Origin of the sequence: Rhodococcus sp. DK176 (genome assembly GCF_038447315.2) — a bacterium.
GTDB lineage: Bacteria > Actinomycetota > Actinomycetes > Mycobacteriales > Mycobacteriaceae > Rhodococcus_F > Rhodococcus_F jostii_A.
Map to the genome: position 1 here is coordinate 6,090,333 of NZ_CP118321.2, position 19,355 is coordinate 6,109,687.

Annotated in this window: 14 protein-coding genes and 1 pseudogene; 10 read left to right on the forward strand and 5 right to left on the reverse strand. The window is 68.4% G+C overall.

Annotated elements, in window-relative coordinates:
• Positions 1-1,653, reverse strand: a complete 1,653-nt coding sequence (gene pgi, locus PSR88_RS28300; protein WP_011597733.1) for a glucose-6-phosphate isomerase — start codon at positions 1,651-1,653, stop codon at positions 1-3.
• Positions 1,654-1,722: 69 nt separating this feature from the next.
• Between pgi and PSR88_RS28305 the strand changes: the two genes are divergently transcribed.
• Positions 1,723-3,177, forward strand: a complete 1,455-nt coding sequence (locus PSR88_RS28305; RefSeq protein WP_029539525.1) for an NAD-dependent succinate-semialdehyde dehydrogenase — start codon at positions 1,723-1,725, stop codon at positions 3,175-3,177.
• Positions 3,178-3,215: 38 nt separating this feature from the next.
• On the opposite strand, the gene PSR88_RS28310 is transcribed toward PSR88_RS28305, so the two are convergent.
• Entirely contained in the window at positions 3,216-3,512 is a 297-nt protein-coding gene (locus tag PSR88_RS28310) for a chorismate mutase (protein WP_005238528.1), read from the reverse strand.
• A 272-nt stretch (positions 3,513-3,784) separates the two neighbouring features.
• Between PSR88_RS28310 and pcrA the strand changes: the two genes are divergently transcribed.
• Positions 3,785-6,271, forward strand: coding sequence for a DNA helicase PcrA (pcrA, locus tag PSR88_RS28315; protein ID WP_016883524.1), 2,487 nt, complete (start codon positions 3,785-3,787; stop codon positions 6,269-6,271).
• A gap of 77 nt (positions 6,272-6,348) precedes the next feature.
• Here the strand turns inward: pcrA and PSR88_RS28320 are convergent, their stop codons facing one another.
• Positions 6,349-7,410 carry a M23 family metallopeptidase gene (locus tag PSR88_RS28320; protein WP_009478835.1) on the reverse strand — a complete coding sequence of 354 codons (1,062 nt, stop codon included), beginning with the start codon at positions 7,408-7,410 and terminating at the stop codon, positions 6,349-6,351.
• Between the two features lie 231 nt (positions 7,411-7,641).
• Here PSR88_RS28320 and PSR88_RS28325 point away from each other — a divergent pair, with 231 nt between their 5' ends.
• The 3 genes from PSR88_RS28325 (at position 7,642) to sucD (ending at position 11,851) form a co-directional block, all read left to right on the forward strand.
• A complete protein-coding gene (locus PSR88_RS28325; protein WP_016883523.1) occupies positions 7,642-9,594 on the forward strand; it encodes a hypothetical protein in 1,953 nt (650 codons plus the stop codon).
• Between the two features lie 169 nt (positions 9,595-9,763).
• Positions 9,764-10,933: an ADP-forming succinate--CoA ligase subunit beta gene (sucC, locus tag PSR88_RS28330; RefSeq protein WP_005238541.1), complete on the forward strand. Its 1,170-nt coding sequence runs from the start codon at positions 9,764-9,766 to the stop codon at positions 10,931-10,933.
• Positions 10,934-10,948: 15 nt separating this feature from the next.
• Positions 10,949-11,851: a succinate--CoA ligase subunit alpha gene (gene sucD, locus PSR88_RS28335; RefSeq protein WP_005238543.1), complete on the forward strand. Its 903-nt coding sequence runs from the start codon at positions 10,949-10,951 to the stop codon at positions 11,849-11,851.
• A 60-nt stretch (positions 11,852-11,911) separates the two neighbouring features.
• On the opposite strand, the gene PSR88_RS28340 is transcribed toward sucD, so the two are convergent.
• A complete protein-coding gene (locus PSR88_RS28340) occupies positions 11,912-12,538 on the reverse strand; it encodes an IMPACT family protein (RefSeq protein WP_016883522.1) in 627 nt (208 codons plus the stop codon).
• A gap of 126 nt (positions 12,539-12,664) precedes the next feature.
• Here PSR88_RS28340 and PSR88_RS28345 point away from each other — a divergent pair, with 126 nt between their 5' ends.
• The 4 genes from PSR88_RS28345 to purH all read left to right on the forward strand — a co-directional run bounded on the left by PSR88_RS28345 (position 12,665) and on the right by purH (position 17,654).
• A complete protein-coding gene (locus PSR88_RS28345) occupies positions 12,665-13,735 on the forward strand; it encodes a DUF5336 domain-containing protein (protein ID WP_016883521.1) in 1,071 nt (356 codons plus the stop codon).
• A gap of 112 nt (positions 13,736-13,847) precedes the next feature.
• A complete protein-coding gene (locus PSR88_RS28350) occupies positions 13,848-15,371 on the forward strand; it encodes a DUF6350 family protein (RefSeq protein WP_011597738.1) in 1,524 nt (507 codons plus the stop codon).
• 68 nt (positions 15,372-15,439) lie between these two features.
• On the forward strand, positions 15,440-16,105 hold the full coding sequence (gene purN, locus PSR88_RS28355) for a phosphoribosylglycinamide formyltransferase (protein WP_009478840.1): 666 nt from the start codon (positions 15,440-15,442) through the stop codon (positions 16,103-16,105).
• Complete coding sequence (gene purH / locus PSR88_RS28360) at positions 16,098-17,654, forward strand: bifunctional phosphoribosylaminoimidazolecarboxamide formyltransferase/IMP cyclohydrolase (RefSeq protein ID WP_011597739.1); 1,557 nt, start codon at positions 16,098-16,100, stop codon at positions 17,652-17,654. The genes purN and purH overlap by 8 nt, the downstream gene beginning before the upstream one ends.
• Before the next feature lie 55 nt (positions 17,655-17,709).
• On the opposite strand, the gene PSR88_RS28365 is transcribed toward purH, so the two are convergent.
• Positions 17,710-17,943 (reverse strand): hypothetical protein, encoded by a 234-nt coding sequence (locus tag PSR88_RS28365; RefSeq protein WP_009478842.1) that lies wholly within the window; start codon positions 17,941-17,943, stop codon positions 17,710-17,712.
• Between the two features lie 431 nt (positions 17,944-18,374).
• Here PSR88_RS28365 and PSR88_RS28370 point away from each other — a divergent pair.
• Positions 18,375-19,240: pseudogene (locus tag PSR88_RS28370) on the forward strand (DUF559 domain-containing protein).
• Positions 19,241-19,355: the final 115 nt, after the last annotated feature.

Genomic DNA, 19,355 nt, shown 5'->3' on the forward strand with positions numbered 1-19,355 from the left:
TCAGGCCCGTCCGCGCTGACGGCGGTACCAGCGCACCAGGCTGTCCGTCGACGAATCGCTTTGCGCGGCCGGTTCTTCCGCCGCGGTGAGCACCGGCTGCAACTCGACGGCCTGCGTCTTGCCGAGCTCGACACCCCACTGGTCGAACGAGTCGATGCCCCACACGACGCCCTCGACGAACACCTGGTGCTCGTACAGGGCGATGAGCTGTCCGATCACCGACGGGGTGAGCTTGGGCGCGAGGATCGTGGTGGACGGCCGGTTGCCGGGCATGACCTTGTGCGGCACCAGATGTTCGGGCGTTCCCTCGGCCGCGATCTCCTCGGCCGTCTTGCCGAACGCCAGGACCTTCGTCTGGGCGAAGAAGTTGCTCATCAGCAGGTCGTGCATGCTGCCGGTGCCGTCCGCCGTGGGCAGGTCGTCGGTGGGTTCGCCGAAACCGATGAAATCGGACGGGACGAGCCGCGTGCCCTGGTGCAGGAGCTGGTAAAAGGCGTGCTGCCCGTTGGTGCCGGGTTCGCCCCAGAAGATCTCACCGGTGGACGTGGGGACGGGCGTACCGTCGGCACGCACCGACTTGCCGTTCGATTCCATCGTCAACTGCTGCAGGTAGGCCGCGAACCGCACGAGGTCGTTGGAATACGGCAGTACGGCACGGGATTCGGCGCCGAAGAAGTTCGAGTACCAGAGGCCGATCAGGCCGAGCAGGACCGGCGCGTTCTCCTCGAGCGGCGCCGTCCGGAAGTGTTCGTCCACGGCGTGGAAGCCGGCGAGGAACTCCGCGAACCGCTCCTTGCCGATCGCCGCCATCACCGACAGCCCGATGGCGGAATCGACCGAGTACCGGCCACCCACCCAATCCCAGAATCCGAACATGTTGGCCGTGTCGATTCCGAACTCCGCCACCCGATCGGCGTGCGTCGAGACGGCGACGAAATGCTTTGCGACCGCCTCGTTTCCGAGGCCGAGACCGCCCAGCAGCCACCGCCGCGCGGCGGTGGCGTTGGTGAGCGTCTCGAGCGTCGAGAACGTCTTGGACGCCACGATGAACAGGGTGGTGGCCGGGTCGAGGCCCTGCAGGCTGCGCACCAGGTCGGCGGGGTCGACGTTGGAGATGAACCGGACGCTGATGCCCGCGTCGGCGTAGTGCCGCAGCGCGCGGTACACCATCACCGGACCCAGATCCGATCCGCCGATACCGATGTTGACGACGGTCTTGATTCGCTCGCCCGTCGCGCCGCGCCATTCACCGGAGCGCACCCGATCGGTGAAGTCGCCCATGCGGTCGAGGACCTCGTGGACGTCGGCCACGACGTCCTGCCCGTCGACGACGAGAGACGCGTCGGCGGGCAGCCTCAGCGCCGTGTGGAGGACGGCGCGGTCCTCGGAGGTGTTGATGTGCTCGCCCGCGAACATCGCGTCCCGGCGTGCCTCCAGGTCGGCACTGCGCGCCAGTTCGAGGAGCAGCCCGAGGGTGTCGCGGTCGATGCGGTGCTTGCTGTAGTCGATGTACAGGTCGCCGGCCGTGACGGTGAGCTCCTGCCCGCGTGCCGGGTCCTTCTCGAAGAGTTCTCGAAGATGGACGGACTGAATTTGAGCGTGATGATCACGCAATTTCTGCCAGGCAGCGGTTCCGGTGATGTCTGAGCTCACGAGATTTGAGCTTAATGCCCGCGCGTCGAAACTTCCGTGCGAACTTCGGTGCGGCGCATGATGGACGTCATGGATGCTGTCGAACTCATGCGAACCGTTCCCACAACCCTCTTCCTCGGCGGCGAGAAGCGTGACGCCGAGAACGGCGCCACGTTCACCGTTTTCGACCCCGCCACCGGTGACGCCCTCACCGAGGTCGCGGACGCCAGCCCCGCCGACGCGATGAAAGCGCTCGACGCCGCGGTCGCGGTGCAGCGGGAGTGGGCGGCGACGCCGGCACGTGAGCGCGGGGAACTGCTCCGCGCGGTGTTCGAGAAGATCACGGCCCGGGCCGACGACTTCGCGCTGCTGATGACCCTGGAGATGGGCAAGGCGCTGCCGGAGAGCGCGGCGGAGGTCAAGTACGGCGCCGAGTTCTTCCGGTGGTTCAGCGAGGAGGCCGTGCGTATCGCCGGCCGCTACACACCGGCACCCGCGGGGAACGGACGCATCCTGGTGACCAAGCAGCCCGTCGGGCCGTGTCTGGCCATCACACCGTGGAACTTCCCGCTCGCGATGGGCACCCGCAAGATCGGTCCCGCACTGGCCGCCGGCTGCACGATGATCGTCAAACCTGCCTCGGAGACTCCGTTGACGATGCTCCTGCTCGCCGAGGTGATGGCCGACGCGGGGCTCCCGAAGGGCGTGCTGTCCGTGCTGCCGACGTCGAAGTCGGGGGAGGTGACCGGTCCGCTGCTCGACGACCCCCGGCTGCGGAAGCTCACGTTCACCGGCTCGACCGGGGTCGGCCGGATGCTCGTCGAGAAGTCGGCGAAGGGGCTGCTGCGCACGTCCATGGAACTCGGTGGGAACGCGCCGTTCGTGGTCTTCGACGACGCCGACGTGGACAAGGCGGTGGCCGGCGCCGTCCTCGCCAAGATGCGCAACGGCGGCGAGGCCTGCACCGCGGCCAATCGCTTCCACGTCGCCAACAGTGTGCGGGAGGAGTTCACCGCGAAGCTCGTCGACAAGCTGTCTTCGTACACGCTCGGACCCGGCACGGATCCCGGCACGACGCTCGGCCCGCTGATCAATGCGGATCAACTCGAGAAGGTCGGGGAACTGGTGCAGGACGCCGTCGGCGCCGGTGCCCGGGTGCGGCTCGGCGGGGTCGCACCGGAAGGTCCCGGTTACTTCTACCCGGCGACCGTGCTGGACGAGATCCCCGCGCAGGCTCGGATCCTGAAGGAGGAGGTGTTCGGTCCGGTGGTCGCGATCGCCGGGTTCGACACCGAGGAGGAGGGCATCGCCGCGGCCAACGACACGGAGTTCGGCCTGGCGTCGTACATCTTCACCCGGGATCTGGACCGTGCACTCCGTGTGGCCGACGCCCTCGAATCGGGCATGGTCGGCATCAACCGGGGAGTCATCTCGGACACCGCTGCCCCCTTCGGCGGCGTCAAAGCGTCAGGCTTCGGGCGCGAAGGGGGCAGTGAAGGCATCGAGGAGTACCTGGAGACCAAGTACGTGGCACTCGAGCCGTAGCGACCGCCGTCGGGGGACGGGCGGGCCGCTTCGGGAAATCAGTGACCGAGGCGGCCGCGCCCGAGGCGCAGCAGCAGCATGGCGAGTGTGTGGCCTTCCTGGCCGAGCTCGTTGAACCGCTCGAGCACCTTCATCTCACGACTGTGGACGAGGCGGGGACCGCCGGACGCCATCCGGGTGCGCCCGATGAGCTGCGAGACCTCTGCGCGGCGCTTGATAGCGGCGAGAATCTCGGCGTCGAGCTTGTCGATCTCCTGGCGGAGAACCTCGATCTCGGCCTCGCTGGTGGGCACAGCGGTTTCCTTGGCGGCTGATGCGACGGTCTGAGTGCTCATTGGTTCGTCTCCCTCTTGTCAGAACTTGGATCGTTGTTTTGGCTCGAGTCGTTACCGATCCAGGCTCGTTTGACGAAAAAGCCCCGGATCCGGTGCGGACCTCGGGGCTCGTGAGCTGTTCAGTTCACGGGCACCGGAGGCCGGTACCCGTAAAAAAATCGCCACAGGGGGCGCGACGGCGGACTGAACATGTGTACCAGTTTGCCATGGCGGTACCGCGCAGGCCAAGCGGCTGTGACGCTGTCGGTACACGCCGGTAAGTTTGATAGACGATGAACACTATCTCCGGCACCGCTTCTCCCCTGAGCGCCACGTCGACTCCGCACGCCGCCGCACCGGCGCGCGCAGGGTCCGATGCGCTCCTCCAGGGCCTCAACCCACAGCAACGGGAAGCGGTCGTGCACGCCGGTTCTCCGCTGTTGATCGTCGCGGGTGCGGGCTCGGGCAAGACGGCTGTGCTCACCCGCCGCATCGCATATCTGCTGGCCGAGCGGGGGGTGATGCCCGGTCAGATCCTGGCCATCACGTTCACCAACAAGGCTGCCGCGGAGATGCGGGAACGCGTCGCCCACCTCGTCGGCCCCAGGGCCAACAGCATGTGGGTGTCCACGTTCCACTCGAGCTGCGTGCGGATCCTGCGGGCCCAGGCGGCGCTGCTCCCCGGCCTCAACTCGAACTTCTCCATCTACGACGCGGACGATTCGCGGCGACTGCTGACGATGATCGCCAAGGATCTGAACATCGACACCAAGCGCTACTCGGCTCGGCTGCTCGCCACCCACATCTCGAATCTCAAGAACGAGCTCGTCGATCCCGATCAGGCGAGTGCCGACGCCGACAAGGATCCGGCGGAACTGCCTCGGCTGATCGCCAAGGTGTACGGGCACTACCAGCAGCGGTTGCGTTCGGCGAACGCGCTGGACTTCGACGACCTGATCGGCGAGACGGTCGCGATGCTGCAGGCGTTCCCCCAGGTGGCGGAGTACTACCGCCGGCGGTTCCGCCACGTGCTGGTCGACGAGTACCAGGACACGAACCACGCCCAGTACATGCTGGTACGCGAGCTGGTCGGCGGAACCGCGGACGGCGAGGACGCGGACCACCGGCTCGCCCCGGCCGAGCTGTGCGTGGTGGGCGACGCGGATCAGTCGATCTACGCGTTCCGCGGCGCCACGATCCGCAACATCGAGGAGTTCGAGCGCGACTACCCGGACGCCCGCACCATCCTGCTGGAGCAGAACTACCGCTCCACCCAGAACATCCTGTCGGCGGCCAACTCGGTGATCTCGAAGAACACCGGCCGGCGTGAGAAGCGGCTGTGGACCGATTCGGGCGTGGGTGAACTCATCACCGGCTACGTCGCGGACAACGAGCACGACGAGGCGTCGTTCGTGGCGTCCGAGATCGACAAGCTCGTCGATTCCGGCGACGCCAAGTTCGGCGACGTCGCCGTGTTCTACCGCACCAACAATTCGTCCCGTGCCCTCGAGGAGATCTTCATCCGGCTCGGCGTTCCGTACAAGGTCGTCGGCGGAGTGCGATTCTACGAGCGCAAGGAGGTGCGCGACATCGTCGCGTATCTCCGTGTCCTCGCGAACGAGGACGACACCGTCAGCCTGCGCCGGATCCTCAACACACCCCGCCGCGGCATCGGCGACCGCGCCGAGGCGTGCGTGGCCGTCCATTCCGAGCAGCGGGGCATCAGCTTCGCCGAGGCACTGCGGGACGGCGGTGAGGGCCGCGTACCGCTGCTGAACACCCGTTCCCAGAAGGCCATCGCGTCGTTCCTCGAGCTCATGGACGGACTGCGGGTGCTGCTCCCACCGGAGACCACTGCGGACGACGTCGTCCCCGACCAGCTCGGCGACATCGGCGACGTCGTCGAGGCGGTCCTGGAACGGACGGGATACCGCGCCGAACTCGCGGCGAGCAGTGACCCCCAGGACGGGGCGCGCCTCGACAACCTCAACGAGCTCGTCAGCGTGGCGCGTGAGTTCAGCTCCGACGCGCGGAACGCGGCCGGCCTCGTGGAACCGCCGGAGGACGGCGACGTCGACGCCCGCGACGGCGAACCGGACCCCGGTTCCCTCGCCGCTTTCCTCGAGCGAGTGTCCCTGGTCGCGGACTCCGATCAGCTGCCCGACAACGACGAGGGCGTCGTCACGCTGATGACCCTGCACACCGCGAAGGGGCTCGAGTTCCCCGTCGTCTTCGTCACCGGGTGGGAAGACGGTCAGTTCCCGCACATGCGAGCGCTCGGCGACCCCACGGAACTGTCGGAGGAGCGCCGGCTCGCGTACGTCGGCATCACCCGTGCCCGGCAGCGGCTGTATCTGACGCGGGCCGTCATGCGGTCGGCGTGGGGCCAGCCCATCCAGAACCCGGAGTCGCGGTTCCTGCAGGAGATCCCGTCGGATCTCGTGCACTGGCGTCGTGAGGACCCCGGCACCGGTATCGGTTCCGGTGGTGCGATCGGCGGTGGCCGTGCGCGTGGATCGGGATACGGCGGTCAGGGCTTCGGCGGCGGTTCCGGTTACGGCGGCGGGTCGGCAGGCACGCCGAGCTTCGGTGCCGCCCGCACCCGCAACAACAACCTGGTGCTCACGGTCGGCGACCGCGTCAGTCACGACAAGTACGGCCTCGGCACGGTCCTCGAGACCAAGGGCGCCGGGCCGACCGCGACGGTCACCATCGACTTCGGCAGCGCGGGCAAGGTCCGGCTGATGCTGATCGGTGGCGTCCCGATGGTCAAGCTGTAGAGACACGAAAAGACGACTGCGGCGCATGCAATGCATGCGCCGCAGTCGTGTGTTCGGGTGGTGCCGAGAGGTTTCGGTCAGTCCATCTCGGGGCCGAGGCTGATGCCGCGGGAGGCCAGCCAGGGGAGGGGATCGATCTTGTTCTCGCCAGCGAGGTGAACCTCGAAGTGCAGGTGCGGGCCGGTGGAGAAGCCGCGGTTGCCGACGGTCGCGATCTGGTCGCCCGCCATGACCTTCTGACCGACGGTGACGGTGGAGGTGTTGATGTGGCCGTAGACGGTGATGGTGCCGTCGGCGTGCTTGAGGCGGACCCACATGCCGAACCCGGAAGCCGGACCCGAGTCGATGACCTCGCCGTCGGCGACGGCCACGATGGGGGTGCCGATGGGGGCGGCGATGTCGACGCCTGCGTGCAGGGTGCCCCAGCGGCTTCCGAAGTTGGAGGTGAAGGTTCCCACGGCGGGGAGGACGAACAGGGGGCGGCGGGCAGCGGCTTCGCGGGCGGCGCGCTCTTCGCTGAAACGCTGTCCCTTGGCGAGCAGGTTGCTGAACTGCGACAGGTCGGTGGGGTTCGCGATGTTGAGGACCTGCGGGGCGTTCGAATCGGACGCGGCGGTGTCGGCGACCGTGGAGAACTGGGCGGCCTGCGGCTCGGCGGTGGTTCCGATGGTGCTCGACTCGTCACTGGCGAGGGCGACCTCGGAGTGGTCGGAGGAGCTGGACGATCCGCTGGTGACGGCGGCCTGGCCTGCGGCGACTACGGCGCCCGCTGCGACTGCGAGGACTGCGGCGCGACCTTTGAGAGCTGAGGGGGGAGTCGGGATGCGGTGGGCTCCGCGGCGGGAGTGGGAGGGTGCGCCCTCGAAGGACTCGGAACCGCTGCGGGGGGTGAAGCCGGGAATCTCGGACTCGGTGTCGACGGTCTCGAAGCCGGTGCCGGCGTCGACGCTGTCGGGGGTGGAGCGTGGGGACTGCGAATTGCGGAAGAACATGCTGGAAATCTCAGAACTATCGGTCTCGGGATAACGCTCGACCGACCTCGAGGGGTACGTGGGCGCGACTTCGTCGTTGTGACCCCGCAACTCGTCATCGTGGTGACTCACAAAACGGCTGGCCGTGAACTGGCTGCGATGGTGCATACGCCCGTCCGTCCTCCTGCTCGTGACCTGCCTGTGACTTGGACCCTGGCGACGGTAACGAAACGGTTGCGATGCGCGCAACCTGTAACGCGGAGGAACGGCTACATGTGACGGGCATCACAAACTGAGCTGGGGAAACGTCGAACCCACTTTTCGTCTCGGTTCAATCTCGCCCCTGCCCACGCGTGTCACAACCCCGGGGAGACAGGGGGTTGGCGCTAGCGTCGGCGTGTGGCGTCATCAACTCGATCCCCGGACGGGCGTAGGGCCGAGCCCGAACGTATTCCTTCGTCCGGCGGCGCCGGTCTGTCGGCCGTCGACGAGCCCGATCCCGCCCGTGCGCGCCGGGGGTGCGTGTTCGCGGTCGTCCTGGGTCTCGTCGGGGGCGTGGGGGTGGCGTCGGCGCCCGTCCTGCATGCCGTCCGTTCGGTCGACGGGGCAGCCGCGCCGTCCGCGATCGGCGCGGCCGCGCTGTGGGCTGCCGTCTTCGCCGTCGCGGCACCCGTCCTGGCCGTCCCCGCGGTTCTCGCGCGCCGCACCGCAATCGCGGGGGCGCTGCTCGCCGGTGCCGGTGCAGTGTCCGTCGGCGCCGCCGTGCTCGACACGCAGCTGTGGACGGACGCCATCGACGCCAATCGACTCGAATTGTTCCGGCCCGAGACGGCGGCCGAACTCGCCGCCGGGTCCGGCGCGTACGCCGCCCTCGCCGGACACGTGCTGATCGCTTTCGGGGGCCTCCTCGGCATGGTCGCGGTCCACCGGGAATCGCTGATGGACGGTTACGGCGACGCGCGCAGCTCCGAACAGGTCGGACGGGCGACGGGTGCCCGCGTCGGGTTCCTGCCGTCCGCGGTCGCGGTGGTCGCCGCCGTCGTGCTCGTCGGCGCGCTGTTCGCTCCCGCCTTCGTGTCCGAGGATCCGGTCATTCTCGTCCCGACGGTCGTGGAGTCCGATCTCGCCGCGTCCGCAGGTGCCGGGCTGCTGGCGGCGGCCGTTCTGATCGTGGTCGCCTCCGCACTGGCGTCCATCTCGCCGCCCGTCGCGTCCGGCGCGCTCGTCGGGGCCGGCCTGGCCGCGCTCGGCGTCGTCGGGACCCGCCTGGTGGCCGGACTCGCCGCGGGCGAACGGATCCATCCCGGGCCCGGCGCGGTGTGGGGCACGGTCGGCGCCGGTGTCCTCGTGCTCGTCGGCGTCTGCATCCCGATGGTCGACCGGGCTCGCGACAGCAGGATCCTGAAGACGCTCGCCACCCCCTCGTCGTCCGCGCCCGCTCAGGGCGGCCCGGTGAAGAAGGGGGCCGTCACCCCGTCCGCGAAGGGCGTCGCCAAGGCGGCGCTGCGAGCCGAGGCCGCCGCGGCCCGCGCCCGAATCGCCCGCTGGCACGTGGCCGCCGGGACCGCCGGAATCGTCACCGCCCTGCTGGCCGCCGCCGGGGCCCTGCTCCCCGTCCTCGACATCCCGACCGACGCCGTGCGCCCCGACATCTACGCCACCCGCGTCGTGCTCGTCGCCGCCCTCGTGCTCGTCGTCGGCTGCGTCTGGCTGCTGCTGTCGGAGTTCGCCTCCACTGTCCGACCCGCGGTCGGAGTGCTGTGGGTGACGATCCCGTTCTCCGTCGCCGCGGTGTCGCAGTCCGTCGTGCTCGCCACCGACGTTCCCGGAATCGGCGCCGGAATCGGCGCGGCGCTGCTGTGGTGTGCGGCCGTCACCGCCGGCGTCACCGGCGTGCTGACGTGGTTCGCCGGTTCGGCAGAACGCGAGGAGATCGACACGTCCGAGGAGCCGTCCACCTCGATCGCGGTCCTCGCGGTCGGTGGCCTCGGGGCGGTCGCCGCGTTCGTGGGCCTGGGACTGCCGCTCTTCCACGGGACCGACGCACGCGGCGACGAATACGCGCCGGCGTCGTTCGCGGAGTTCCCGTGGAACCTCGACGTGTGGGGACGCGTCCTGCTGGGCGTCGCGGTGGTCCTCGCAGTGATCGTCGCCTCACGTGCCCGGCCTGCCAGGGCGGTGGCACTCCTGCTCGGTTCGGCCGTTGTCGTGGGGGTATACCTCCTGTCGTGGCCGCTCACCGCGGCCCGGGTGACCGACCCCTCAATGGGGGCCGGTGTCGTCCCGACAACGGTGGGCATAGTGTTGATTGCGGCTGCCGCGGCCCTCACGACACGCAGCAGAAATCGGTGAGGTCCGCCCCGTCGACTGCGGTGAGGCCCGCCTCAGTACGTGTTATCGCGTGATGTGGACCACATAGCAGACACGCGGGCGCAGACCGGGCCCGGCAACTGGTTAAAGTCCAAAACAGACCCGCTCCTACCCCTCGAGCGGGTGTCAACGCAGACGAGACGGTGAGCAGATGGATCTCTTCGAATACCAGGCGAAGGAACTCTTCGCCAAGCACGAGGTGCCGACTTCGGCTGGGCGTGTTACCGACACGGTCGCCGGCGCACGCGAGATTGCCGAAGAAATCGGCAAGCCCGTGATGGTCAAGGCGCAGGTCAAGGTCGGAGGCCGCGGCAAGGCCGGCGGCGTCAAGTACTCCGCCGACGCCGATGCCGCCCAGGCCAACGCCGAGGCGATCCTGGGCCTCGACATCAAGGGTCATGTCGTCAAGAAGCTGCTGGTCGCAGAGGCGAGTGACATCGCCGAGGAGTACTACATCTCCTTCCTGCTCGACCGCACCAACCGCACCTACCTGGCCATGTGCTCGGTCGAGGGTGGCGTCGAGATCGAGGTCACCGCCGAGGAGAACCCCGACGCTCTCGCGAAGATCCCCGTGGACGCCGTCAAGGGTGTCGACCTCGCGTTCGCGCGCAGCATCGCCGAGGCAGGAAAGCTGCCCGCCGAGGTGCTCGACGCAGCGGCCGTGACGATCCAGAAGCTGTGGGAGGTCTTCATCAACGAAGACGCTCTCCTCGTCGAGGTCAACCCGCTCGTCCGCACGCCGGACGACCAGATCCTCGCGCTCGACGGCAAGGTCACGCTGGACGAGAACGCTGCGTTCCGTCAGCCCGGCCACGAGGCGTTCGAGGACAAGGACGCCACGGACCCGCTCGAGCTCAAGGCCAAGGAAAACGACCTCAACTACGTCAAGCTCGACGGTGAGGTCGGCATCATCGGTAACGGCGCCGGCCTGGTCATGTCGACCCTGGACGTCGTCGCCTACGCAGGTGAGAAGCACGGTGGCGTGAAGCCGGCCAACTTCCTCGACATCGGTGGCGGTGCCTCCGCAGAGGTCATGGCGAACGGCCTGGACGTCATCCTGAACGACGCGCAGGTCAAGAGCGTGTTCGTGAACGTTTTCGGTGGCATCACCGCGTGTGACGCGGTCGCCAACGGCATCGTCGGCGCCCTGAAGACGCTCGGTGACGAGGCCAACAAGCCGCTGGTCGTCCGCCTGGACGGCAACAACGTCGAAGAGGGTCGTCGTATCCTCGCCGAGGCCGCCCACCCGCTGGTCACGGTCGTCGGAACCATGGACGAGGCTGCCGACAAGGCTGCCGAGCTGGCCTTCGCCGCAAAGTAAAGGGACTCAAAAAACATGGCTATCTTCCTGACCAAGGACTCCAAGGTCATCGTCCAGGGCATCACCGGCGGCGAGGGCACCAAGCACACCGCGCTGATGCTCAAGGCCGGCACCCAGGTCGTCGGCGGTGTCAACGCCCGTAAGGCCGGCACCACCGTCACCCACGACGGCGGCGTCGAGCTGCCCGTCTTCGGCACCGTCGCCGAGGCCATCGAGAAGACCGGCGCGGACGTCTCCATCGCGTTCGTTCCCCCGGCCTTCGCCAAGGACGCCATCGTCGAGGCCATCGACGCGGAGATCCCGCTGCTCGTGGTCATCACCGAGGGCATCCCGGTGCAGGACTCGGCGTACGCCTGGGCGTACAACGTCTCCAAGGGCAACAAGACCCGCATCATCGGACCCAACTGCCCCGGCATCATCACCCCCGGCGAGTCGCTGGTCGGCATCACCCCGGCCAACATCGCGGGCACCGGCCCGATCGGTCTCGTGTCCAAGTCCGGCACGCTGACCTACCAGATGATGTTCGAGCTGCGTGACTTCGGCTTCTCCACCGCCATCGGCATCGGCGGCGACCCGGTCATCGGCACCACCCACATCGACGCCATCGAGGCGTTCGAGAAGGACCCCGAGACCAAGGTCATCGTGATGATCGGTGAGATCGGTGGCGACGCCGAGGAGCGTGCCGCCGACTACATCAAGGCGAACGTCACCAAGCCGGTCGTCGGCTACGTCGCGGGCTTCACCGCCCCCGAGGGCAAGACCATGGGCCACGCAGGCGCCATCGTCTCCGGTTCCTCGGGCACCGCGCAGGCCAAGAAGGACGCCCTCGAGGCTGCCGGCGTGAAGGTCGGCAAGACGCCGTCCGAGACCGCTGCGCTCGCTCGCGAGATCCTGCAGAGCCTGACCGTCCAGGCCTAGGCGCTCCGCGCCCGTGCGTGGTCGACGAGTCCAGACACTCGTCGACCACGCACGGGTCGTTCAGGCATCGACCCACATCTCCCCGGCCGGATCGAGTGTCCCCGTCCCCGACGTGACGGCAGCGACCAGATCGGCCAGCTCCGCCGAGTCCCTCGCCGCGAGGGTGAGGACCGCGGATTCCCCGTATGTCGTGTCCACCACGACGACGCCCCGCCCACGCAACTCCGACTCGACGCGTCCCGCCTCGGCGTGGCCGACGGCGAGGGTGTGCAGGTGGCGCAGTTCCCTTCGGACGAGCGGTGCGGCATCGACCGCCGTGGCCACCGCGCCGGAGTAGGCGCGCACCAGTCCGCCCGCCCCCAGCTTGATTCCCCCGAAGTACCGTGTCACGACCACCGTGACGTCGACGAGATCACGGGCCTTGAGTACCTGCAGCATCGGTATGCCTGCGGTGCCACCGGGTTCGCCGTCGTCGCTCGCACGCTCGACCCGGTCACTGGGCCCGTTGCCGATGATGTACGCCGAACAGTGATGTCGCGCATCGGGATACGCGCGCCGCTGATCCTGGACGAAAGCCTGCGCCGCCTCTGTGTCCTCGACGCGCCGCAGGGCGGCGATGAAACGGGAGTGCTTCACCTCCGTCTCGAGGGTGAGATCGGCGGTGCGGGGAGCGAGGGTGTACGGCACTGGACCATTGTCTCCTGCACTGTTCCCGCCGCTGCGTGCCGCGAGTGACGGCAGTGACCGCCGGGTATACGTAGGCTAGCGTCGGAAGAGCGCACGCAGACGACCACTTGTCGACTAGGAGAAGTCATGACGTTCACGCCCGGAGGACCGAGTTACGGTCCGCCCGCGCAACCGACTGCAGGGGGAGAACCGAAAGGCCTGGGCTTCTTCCTTCTGATCGGTGTCGCAGTTCTCGGTGTCCTCAATCTACTGCTCGGGTTCGCCCCGTACGCCACCTTGGCGCGAGAGTCCGTGAACTCGTTCGAAGCGAACACGGACGGGCTCGGCCTGCTGTTCCTCGGAGGTCTCCTCGCGGCGGTCTCGCTCCTTCCGAAGCAGTCCTATGCGGGCGCGGCAGCGGCGGCGTCCGTCGCTGGCTGGGTTGTCGCGTTGTTCGTGTTCCTGAACGTCGACGCGGATTCCGGTTGGGGCGCGATCCTGATCCTCGTTCTCGGATTCATCCAGTCGGCTGTGGCCGTCGCGGCCACACTGTTCGACATCGGTCTTCTCAAGCAGCCGGCGCCCAAGCCGTCCGCAGCCGCAGGCTTCGGTCAGCCCGGTCAGGCGTCGCAGGGTTACGGCCAGGGCGCCCCGCAGGGCTACGGGCAGGGCTCGCAGCAGTCGTACGGACAGCCGCCGCAGGGCTACGGCCAGAGCGCGCCGCAGGGTTACGGGCAGCAGAGCCAGTCGCAGCCCGGCTACGGGCAGCAGAACCAGCCCGGCTACGGCCAGCAGGGTTACGGCCAGCAAGGTCAGCCCGCGCAGGGCCAGCCCGGCTACGGCCAGGGCTACGGGCAGCCCCAGCAGCCCGGTTACGGGGCCGCTGCGGGTGCTGCCGGGTCTGCGTCGTACGACGCCCCGACCACCGCCTACCAGCAGCCGCAGTACCAGGGGTACTCGCAGCCGTCGAGCCCGTCGCAGTCCACCGGAACGCCCAGCTCGCAGTACCCGGCCGGGACCAGCTACGGTTCCGCGCAGCACGCGGCGCCTGCGTACGGCTCGCAGTCGGAGTCGTCCCCCGTCGAGCGCACGCTGGAGTACGGCGAGCAGCCGTCCACCGAGGCGAAGCCGGCCGAATCGGTCGACAAGCCCGAATCGGAGGGCTACAGCGCGCCGACCCAGGCGTTCGACACGCGTGCCGACAGGGACGACAAGTAGCGGCCCAACCAGCAAGGTGGCCTCTGACCGAACGTGGTCGGAGGCCACTTCTGTGCGGCGCGCCTGACCGCTGTCGCGGCGTCGGAGTGCCACTCTCGAGGGGATGAGTTCTTTGGTTGATCGTGCGCAGCGCGTCGCGCAGGGTGCTCGACGGCGAGCCGTCGGTGACGAGGAGCGGCAAGTCCCGCGACAGCGACCCGTGCCCGACGCCGACGAGATGCGGGCATTGCTCGCTGTCGCGTTCCGGCCGGCGGGCGTCACCGTCGTCCTGTTGTCCGCACTCATCGTCGTCACGCTGGTGGCGGCGAACAGCGACCTCACCGGAACGTTCGGTGCCATCGCGGCGTCGTGGCTGGCGATTCACCAGGTGCCGTTGACGATCGACGGCACGTCACTCGGAGTCCTCCCGTTGATCCCGACAGCGGGGATGGTGTGGGTGGTCGCCCGTGGCTGCGCCGGCGTGGTGCACCCGGCATCCTCGCGGCGGCACGCTCTGCAGGTGATCGGCGCTGCGGTGGCCGGACCGCTGGTCGTGACGGCGATCAGCCTCGCTGTCATCGCGGACGCGTCGGCGGTCATCCCGTTGTCTTCCCCGAACGCGCTCGCCGCGTTCGGGTGGGTGCTGTTCGTGCACCTGCTCGCGTCGGTGATCGGTGTGACGGTCGCGATGTGGCCGACGCTGGGTGCGCAGGTTCCGTCGTGGGTCCGGGACGCGGTGCGGCCGGGACTGCGTGCGTTGACGGCGATTCTCGGTGCCGGCGCGGTCATGGTTACCATCTCGCTGCTGATGGAGTGGTCGACGGTCGGCTCGCTGCTCGAACGTGGCGACGGCGTCGTCGGAATGCTCGGACTGACGATCTTGTCGGTGCTGTATCTGCCGAACGTCGTGGTGGGTGCCGCGGCCGCGGTCATGGGAGGGACGGCGCAGATCGGGGACGTCTCGGTCAGCGTGTTCGGGAACGTCGGTGGTTCATTGCCGCCGTTGCCGCTGCTCGGCGCCGTTCCCGACGGGGTGTCGGGTGGCGCGTGGCCTGCGCTGCTGGTGATTCCGCTGCTGATCGGTGTGATGCTCGGACGCGATTGCGGGCGCCGCGTCGCCGGGCAGGAAGCGCTGTTCACCGTGCTGACCGCTGCCGCTGGGGTGGGCGTGGTGACGGCGGTACTCGGCCTCGTGTCCGGCGGCAGGCTCGGCGCATTCGGCACGGTCGAGCTGAACTGGTGGGCGTTCGGGCTGCTCACGTTCGCATGGCTCGGACTCGCGGGCGCGGTGACGGCGGTGGTCGTGGCCTGGCATCGGAGCCGGGGCGCCGCGGACGAGGACGACGCCGACACCGAGGACGAGGAGCCGCACCTTCCCGGCGCGGAGGAGGTCCCGGCGATCGCCGCCCCGATCACCGAGGAGCCGGTGGTCCCTGAAGACGTCGCGCCGAGTCGGGTGATCGAAGCCGAACTCGTCGATGACGCCGAAGCACCGGCGGCGCCGGTTGCACCGCAGGACACCGACTCCGACGCCGAGGTCGTGGTGGATGTCGAGGTCGAGGACGACACGGCGGCGGAGGAACCGGAGGGGTCCGGAGACGCCGCCGAGAGCACGGAAGCCGACCTGCCCCGAGGGCCCGCAACCCCCAGCGACTAGGCTCTTGGTCGGTCGACGATGCGACCGCCCCCATTTTCGCCCGTCTTTCGATTCACCCGGCCTTTCGATTGTTCAGGAGTAGAGCGCTGACTTCCTCGCGTGACCACCTGGAGCCCACGACCGGTTCGCCGGCGCGGATCGTCGTACTCGCCTCCGGTGCGGGAACCCTCCTGAGGTCGCTGATCGAAGCAACACACACGGACGGGTATCCCGCCGAGATCGTCGCCGTCGGCGTCGACCGCGACTGTGACGCGACCACCCACGCGAACGCGGCGGGCATTCCCCACTTCCGGGTGAGCCTGCGCGACCACGCCGACCGTGCCGCCTGGGACGTCGCGCTGACCGAGGCCGTCGCCTCGCACCAGCCGTCGCTCGTCGTGTCGGCGGGGTTCATGAAGATCCTCGGCCCCGCCTTCCTGGATCGCTTCGGCGGTCGCATCATCAACACGCATCCCGCGTTGCTGCCCGCATTCCCCGGCGCGCACGCGGTCCCGGATGCGCTGGCCTACGGCGTGAAGGTGTCGGGATCGACCGTCCACCTCGTGGACGCGGGTGTCGACACCGGCCCGATCCTGGCGCAGGAACCCGTGCCCGTGCTCGACGGCGACGACGAGTCGACCCTGCACGAGCGCATCAAGACTGTGGAGCGACGGTTGTTGGCGGACGTCATCGCCGCTGTCGCCACCCGTGGAGTTGTTTCCGATGGACGAAAGGCCGTGATCCCCAGTGAGTGAACGCAAGGCAGTACGCCGAGCGCTCGTCAGCGTCTACGACAAGACCGGTCTGGTCGAACTGGCTACGGGCCTGCACAAGGCAGGCGTCGAGCTGGTGTCGACAGGGTCGACCGCAGCGAAGATCGCCGACGCCGGCATCCCGGTCACCCCCGTCGAGGCGCTGACGGGCTTCCCCGAATGCCTCGAGGGCCGGGTCAAGACGCTGCATCCGCGGGTGCACGCCGGCATCCTCGCCGACACCCGGAAGCCGGAGCACCTTGCGCAGCTCGAGGAACTCGGCATCGAGGCGTTCCAGCTGGTGGTCGTGAACCTGTATCCGTTCACGCAGACCGTCGCATCGGGTGCGACCCCCGACGAGTGCGTCGAGCAGATCGACATCGGCGGGCCGTCCATGGTGCGCGCCGCCGCGAAGAACCACCCGTCGGTCGCGGTCGTGGTGGATCCCGCCCGCTACGACGACGTGCTCACCGCGGTCGCCGACGGCGGTTTCACGCTGCCCGAGCGCACCGCGCTCGCCGCGCAGGCGTTCCAGCACACCGCGTCGTACGACGTCGCGGTCGCCAGCTGGATGACGTCCACGCTGGTTGAACCCGGTGACTCGCAGTTCCCCGAGTGGGCAGGCGCCACCTGGGACCGCTCGGCCGTCCTGCGGTACGGCGAGAACCCGCACCAGGCTGCCGCCCTCTACGTGAACCCTGCCGCCCCGGCCGGTCTGGCCCAGGCGGAGCAGTTGCACGGCAAGGAAATGTCGTACAACAACTACACCGACGGTGACGCAGCCTGGCGTGCGGCCTTCGACTTCAGTGAGCCGGCTGTCGCGATCATCAAGCACGCGAACCCGTGTGGCATCGCGGTCGGAGCCGACATCGCCGAGGCGCACCGCAAGGCGCACGCCTGCGACCCGGTCAGCGCGTACGGCGGGGTCATCGCCGCGAACCGCGAGATCACCGTCGAGATGGCCGAGCAGGTCGCCGAGATCTTCACCGAGGTGATCATCGCCCCGTCCTACGCGGACGGTGCGCTCGGAGTCTTGCAGCGCAAGAAGAACATTCGCGTCCTCCTTGCCCAGGCACCCACCGCGACGGGAATCGAACTGCGTCCCGTGTCCGGGGGAGCGCTCCTCCAGGAGCGCGACGTGCTCGACGCCGAGGGTGACGACCCCGCCAACTGGACGCTGGCCGTCGGCGACGCCGCCGACGAACAGACCCTGAAGGATCTCGAGTTCGCGTGGCGCGCGTGCCGTTCGGTGAAATCCAACGCGATCCTGCTCGCCTCCGACGGTGCGTCGGTCGGCGTCGGCATGGGCCAGGTCAACCGCGTCGACTCCGCGCACCTTGCGGTGCAGCGGGCCGGTGACCGGGTGGTCGGGTCGGTGGGCGCGTCGGACGCCTTCTTCCCGTTCCCCGACGGACTGCAGGTGCTCGCGAACGCAGGCGTCAAGGCAGTCGTGCAGCCGGGTGGTTCCGTCCGCGACAACGAGGTGATCGATGCGGCCAAGGAAGCCGGCATCACCATGTACCTGACGGGTGCGCGGCACTTCGCGCACTAGCATTCGGCAGCTCTCGAACGGGTCTCGGCGTCATGCCGGGGCCCGTTCTGCGTCGTCAGGCGGCTGCGGCCCCGTGGGCTCGGCCCGTGCCCTGGAGTTCGCGAGGCGAACCGGTGATGACCACGCGGGCGGCGCCGCGGCTGCGGACCTCGCTGATCAGCACACCCAGGCCGGCCTCGTGGGCGGCATCGCAGTGCGACAGGTCGAGGGTAACGGCGTAACCGGTGAGGTCGTCCGGCAGATCGAGATACGGGGGAGAAGTGGACAGTTGGTTGATGCGAAGTTTCATGGGGTGCTCCTGAAAGTGAAAGGTAAAAGAAAAGGCACCCGAGGGGTTTGCCCTGGGTGCCCGAGAATGACTTGGTTGAGTCTCAACATTCTCGGGGTGCGCCGAACTTGGTGATGTGCTTGTCGGCGAAGCAGCGACGCCATGCGGGTACGGATGCGAAGAGCGCGTGAAGCTGCATCATGGCCGTACCTTTCTGCGTGTCGTTGCTGGTTGGTAGATGACCGTACATCACCGGTTGAGGGTTTGCACTTCCAATATCCGGCCGCTGTGCAGAAATGCAGGGTTGTACTCGATGTTTACCTAACAGTTCTGCGCAATGACGCTTCTGTGGAGATGCCCGCCGACGCCGATCAGCGCGATTCGCGACGTGCGTTATCCACAGACCCGGAATTCGCGACTCTTGTCGAGTGCCGGACTGTCAGGGTTCGACGATGGGGGAATTCCAGCAACCGTTCCGGGGATCGGAAGCGCTGCGAGACGGGCAGCTCACGCGGCACGGTCTACGCACCTACCGGCGCCTGCACCGGGACGTGTACGTGCACAGAAGTGCCGAGGTGACAGCACTCTCCCGCGCACGTGCCGCGTGGCTGTGGCCAACGGTGAGGCGGTACTCGCAGGCTTCTCCGCGGCCGCCGTACACGGAACCCGGTGGATCGGCGGGGGCGAGTCGGCGACGCTCATCCGGCGAGGCAGCCGGCGATCCGTCGACGGCATCGAAGTGCGTGCGGATGCCTTCCTGCCGGACGAAGTGTGTCGCGTGGGCGATATGCTCGTCACCACTCCGGCGCGGACAGTCTTCGACCTGGGCCGATGGCTGCCCGTCGACCGCGCCGTCGAGGTACTCGACACCCTCTGCCACGACACCGGACTGCGCCCGGCGGAAATTTCCTCGGTGGCCGGACGGCATCGGGGCGAACGTGGACTCGCGTCGCTGCGTAACGTCGTGTTGCTCGTGGATCCCGGTGCCGAGTCCCCACCGGAGACGCGCACTCGCCTCGTCCTGATCCGTGGCGGGCTGCCCGCACCGGAGACTCGGATACCGATCGAGGATCGCCGCGGCCGCGTCTTCGCCCGTGCGGACCTGGGCTGGAGGAGGTGAAAGGTGCTCGTCGAGTACGACGGCGAACAACACTGGTCGGACGAACGTCAGCGCACGTGGGACATCGAACGGATGGAACGGCTCGCCGAGCTCGGGTGGGTGGTGGTGCGGGTGAACGCGGAGCAGTTGCGTCGGCGGCCGCAGGTGATCGTCGCGCGAGTGCGTGACCGATTGCGGCAGGCAGGCGCCCCGGTGTGAGTGCGCAGAACCGCAGGCCTCCTCTCGGCGTTTGCCTGCGGAACTGCGCGTTGGGCCCCACACTTTGGTCACAGGTTGCTTTCGATCCGGCCTCGAGCTGCCCGCACGCACGGTG

Coding starts and splice junctions, on each gene's coding strand:
- PSR88_RS28310 (WP_005238528.1), bottom strand. CDS start 3,512: ATGAGCACTCAGACCGTCGCATCAGCCGCCAAGGAAACCGCTGTGCCC.
- sucD (WP_005238543.1), top strand. CDS start 10,949: ATGGCTATCTTCCTGACCAAGGACTCCAAGGTCATCGTCCAGGGCATC.
- pcrA (WP_016883524.1), top strand. CDS start 3,785: ATGAACACTATCTCCGGCACCGCTTCTCCCCTGAGCGCCACGTCGACT.
- sucC (WP_005238541.1), top strand. CDS start 9,764: ATGGATCTCTTCGAATACCAGGCGAAGGAACTCTTCGCCAAGCACGAG.
- PSR88_RS28320 (WP_009478835.1), bottom strand. CDS start 7,410: ATGCACCATCGCAGCCAGTTCACGGCCAGCCGTTTTGTGAGTCACCAC.
- PSR88_RS28345 (WP_016883521.1), top strand. CDS start 12,665: ATGACGTTCACGCCCGGAGGACCGAGTTACGGTCCGCCCGCGCAACCG.
- PSR88_RS28365 (WP_009478842.1), bottom strand. CDS start 17,943: ATGAAACTTCGCATCAACCAACTGTCCACTTCTCCCCCGTATCTCGAT.
- PSR88_RS28305 (WP_029539525.1), top strand. CDS start 1,723: ATGGATGCTGTCGAACTCATGCGAACCGTTCCCACAACCCTCTTCCTC.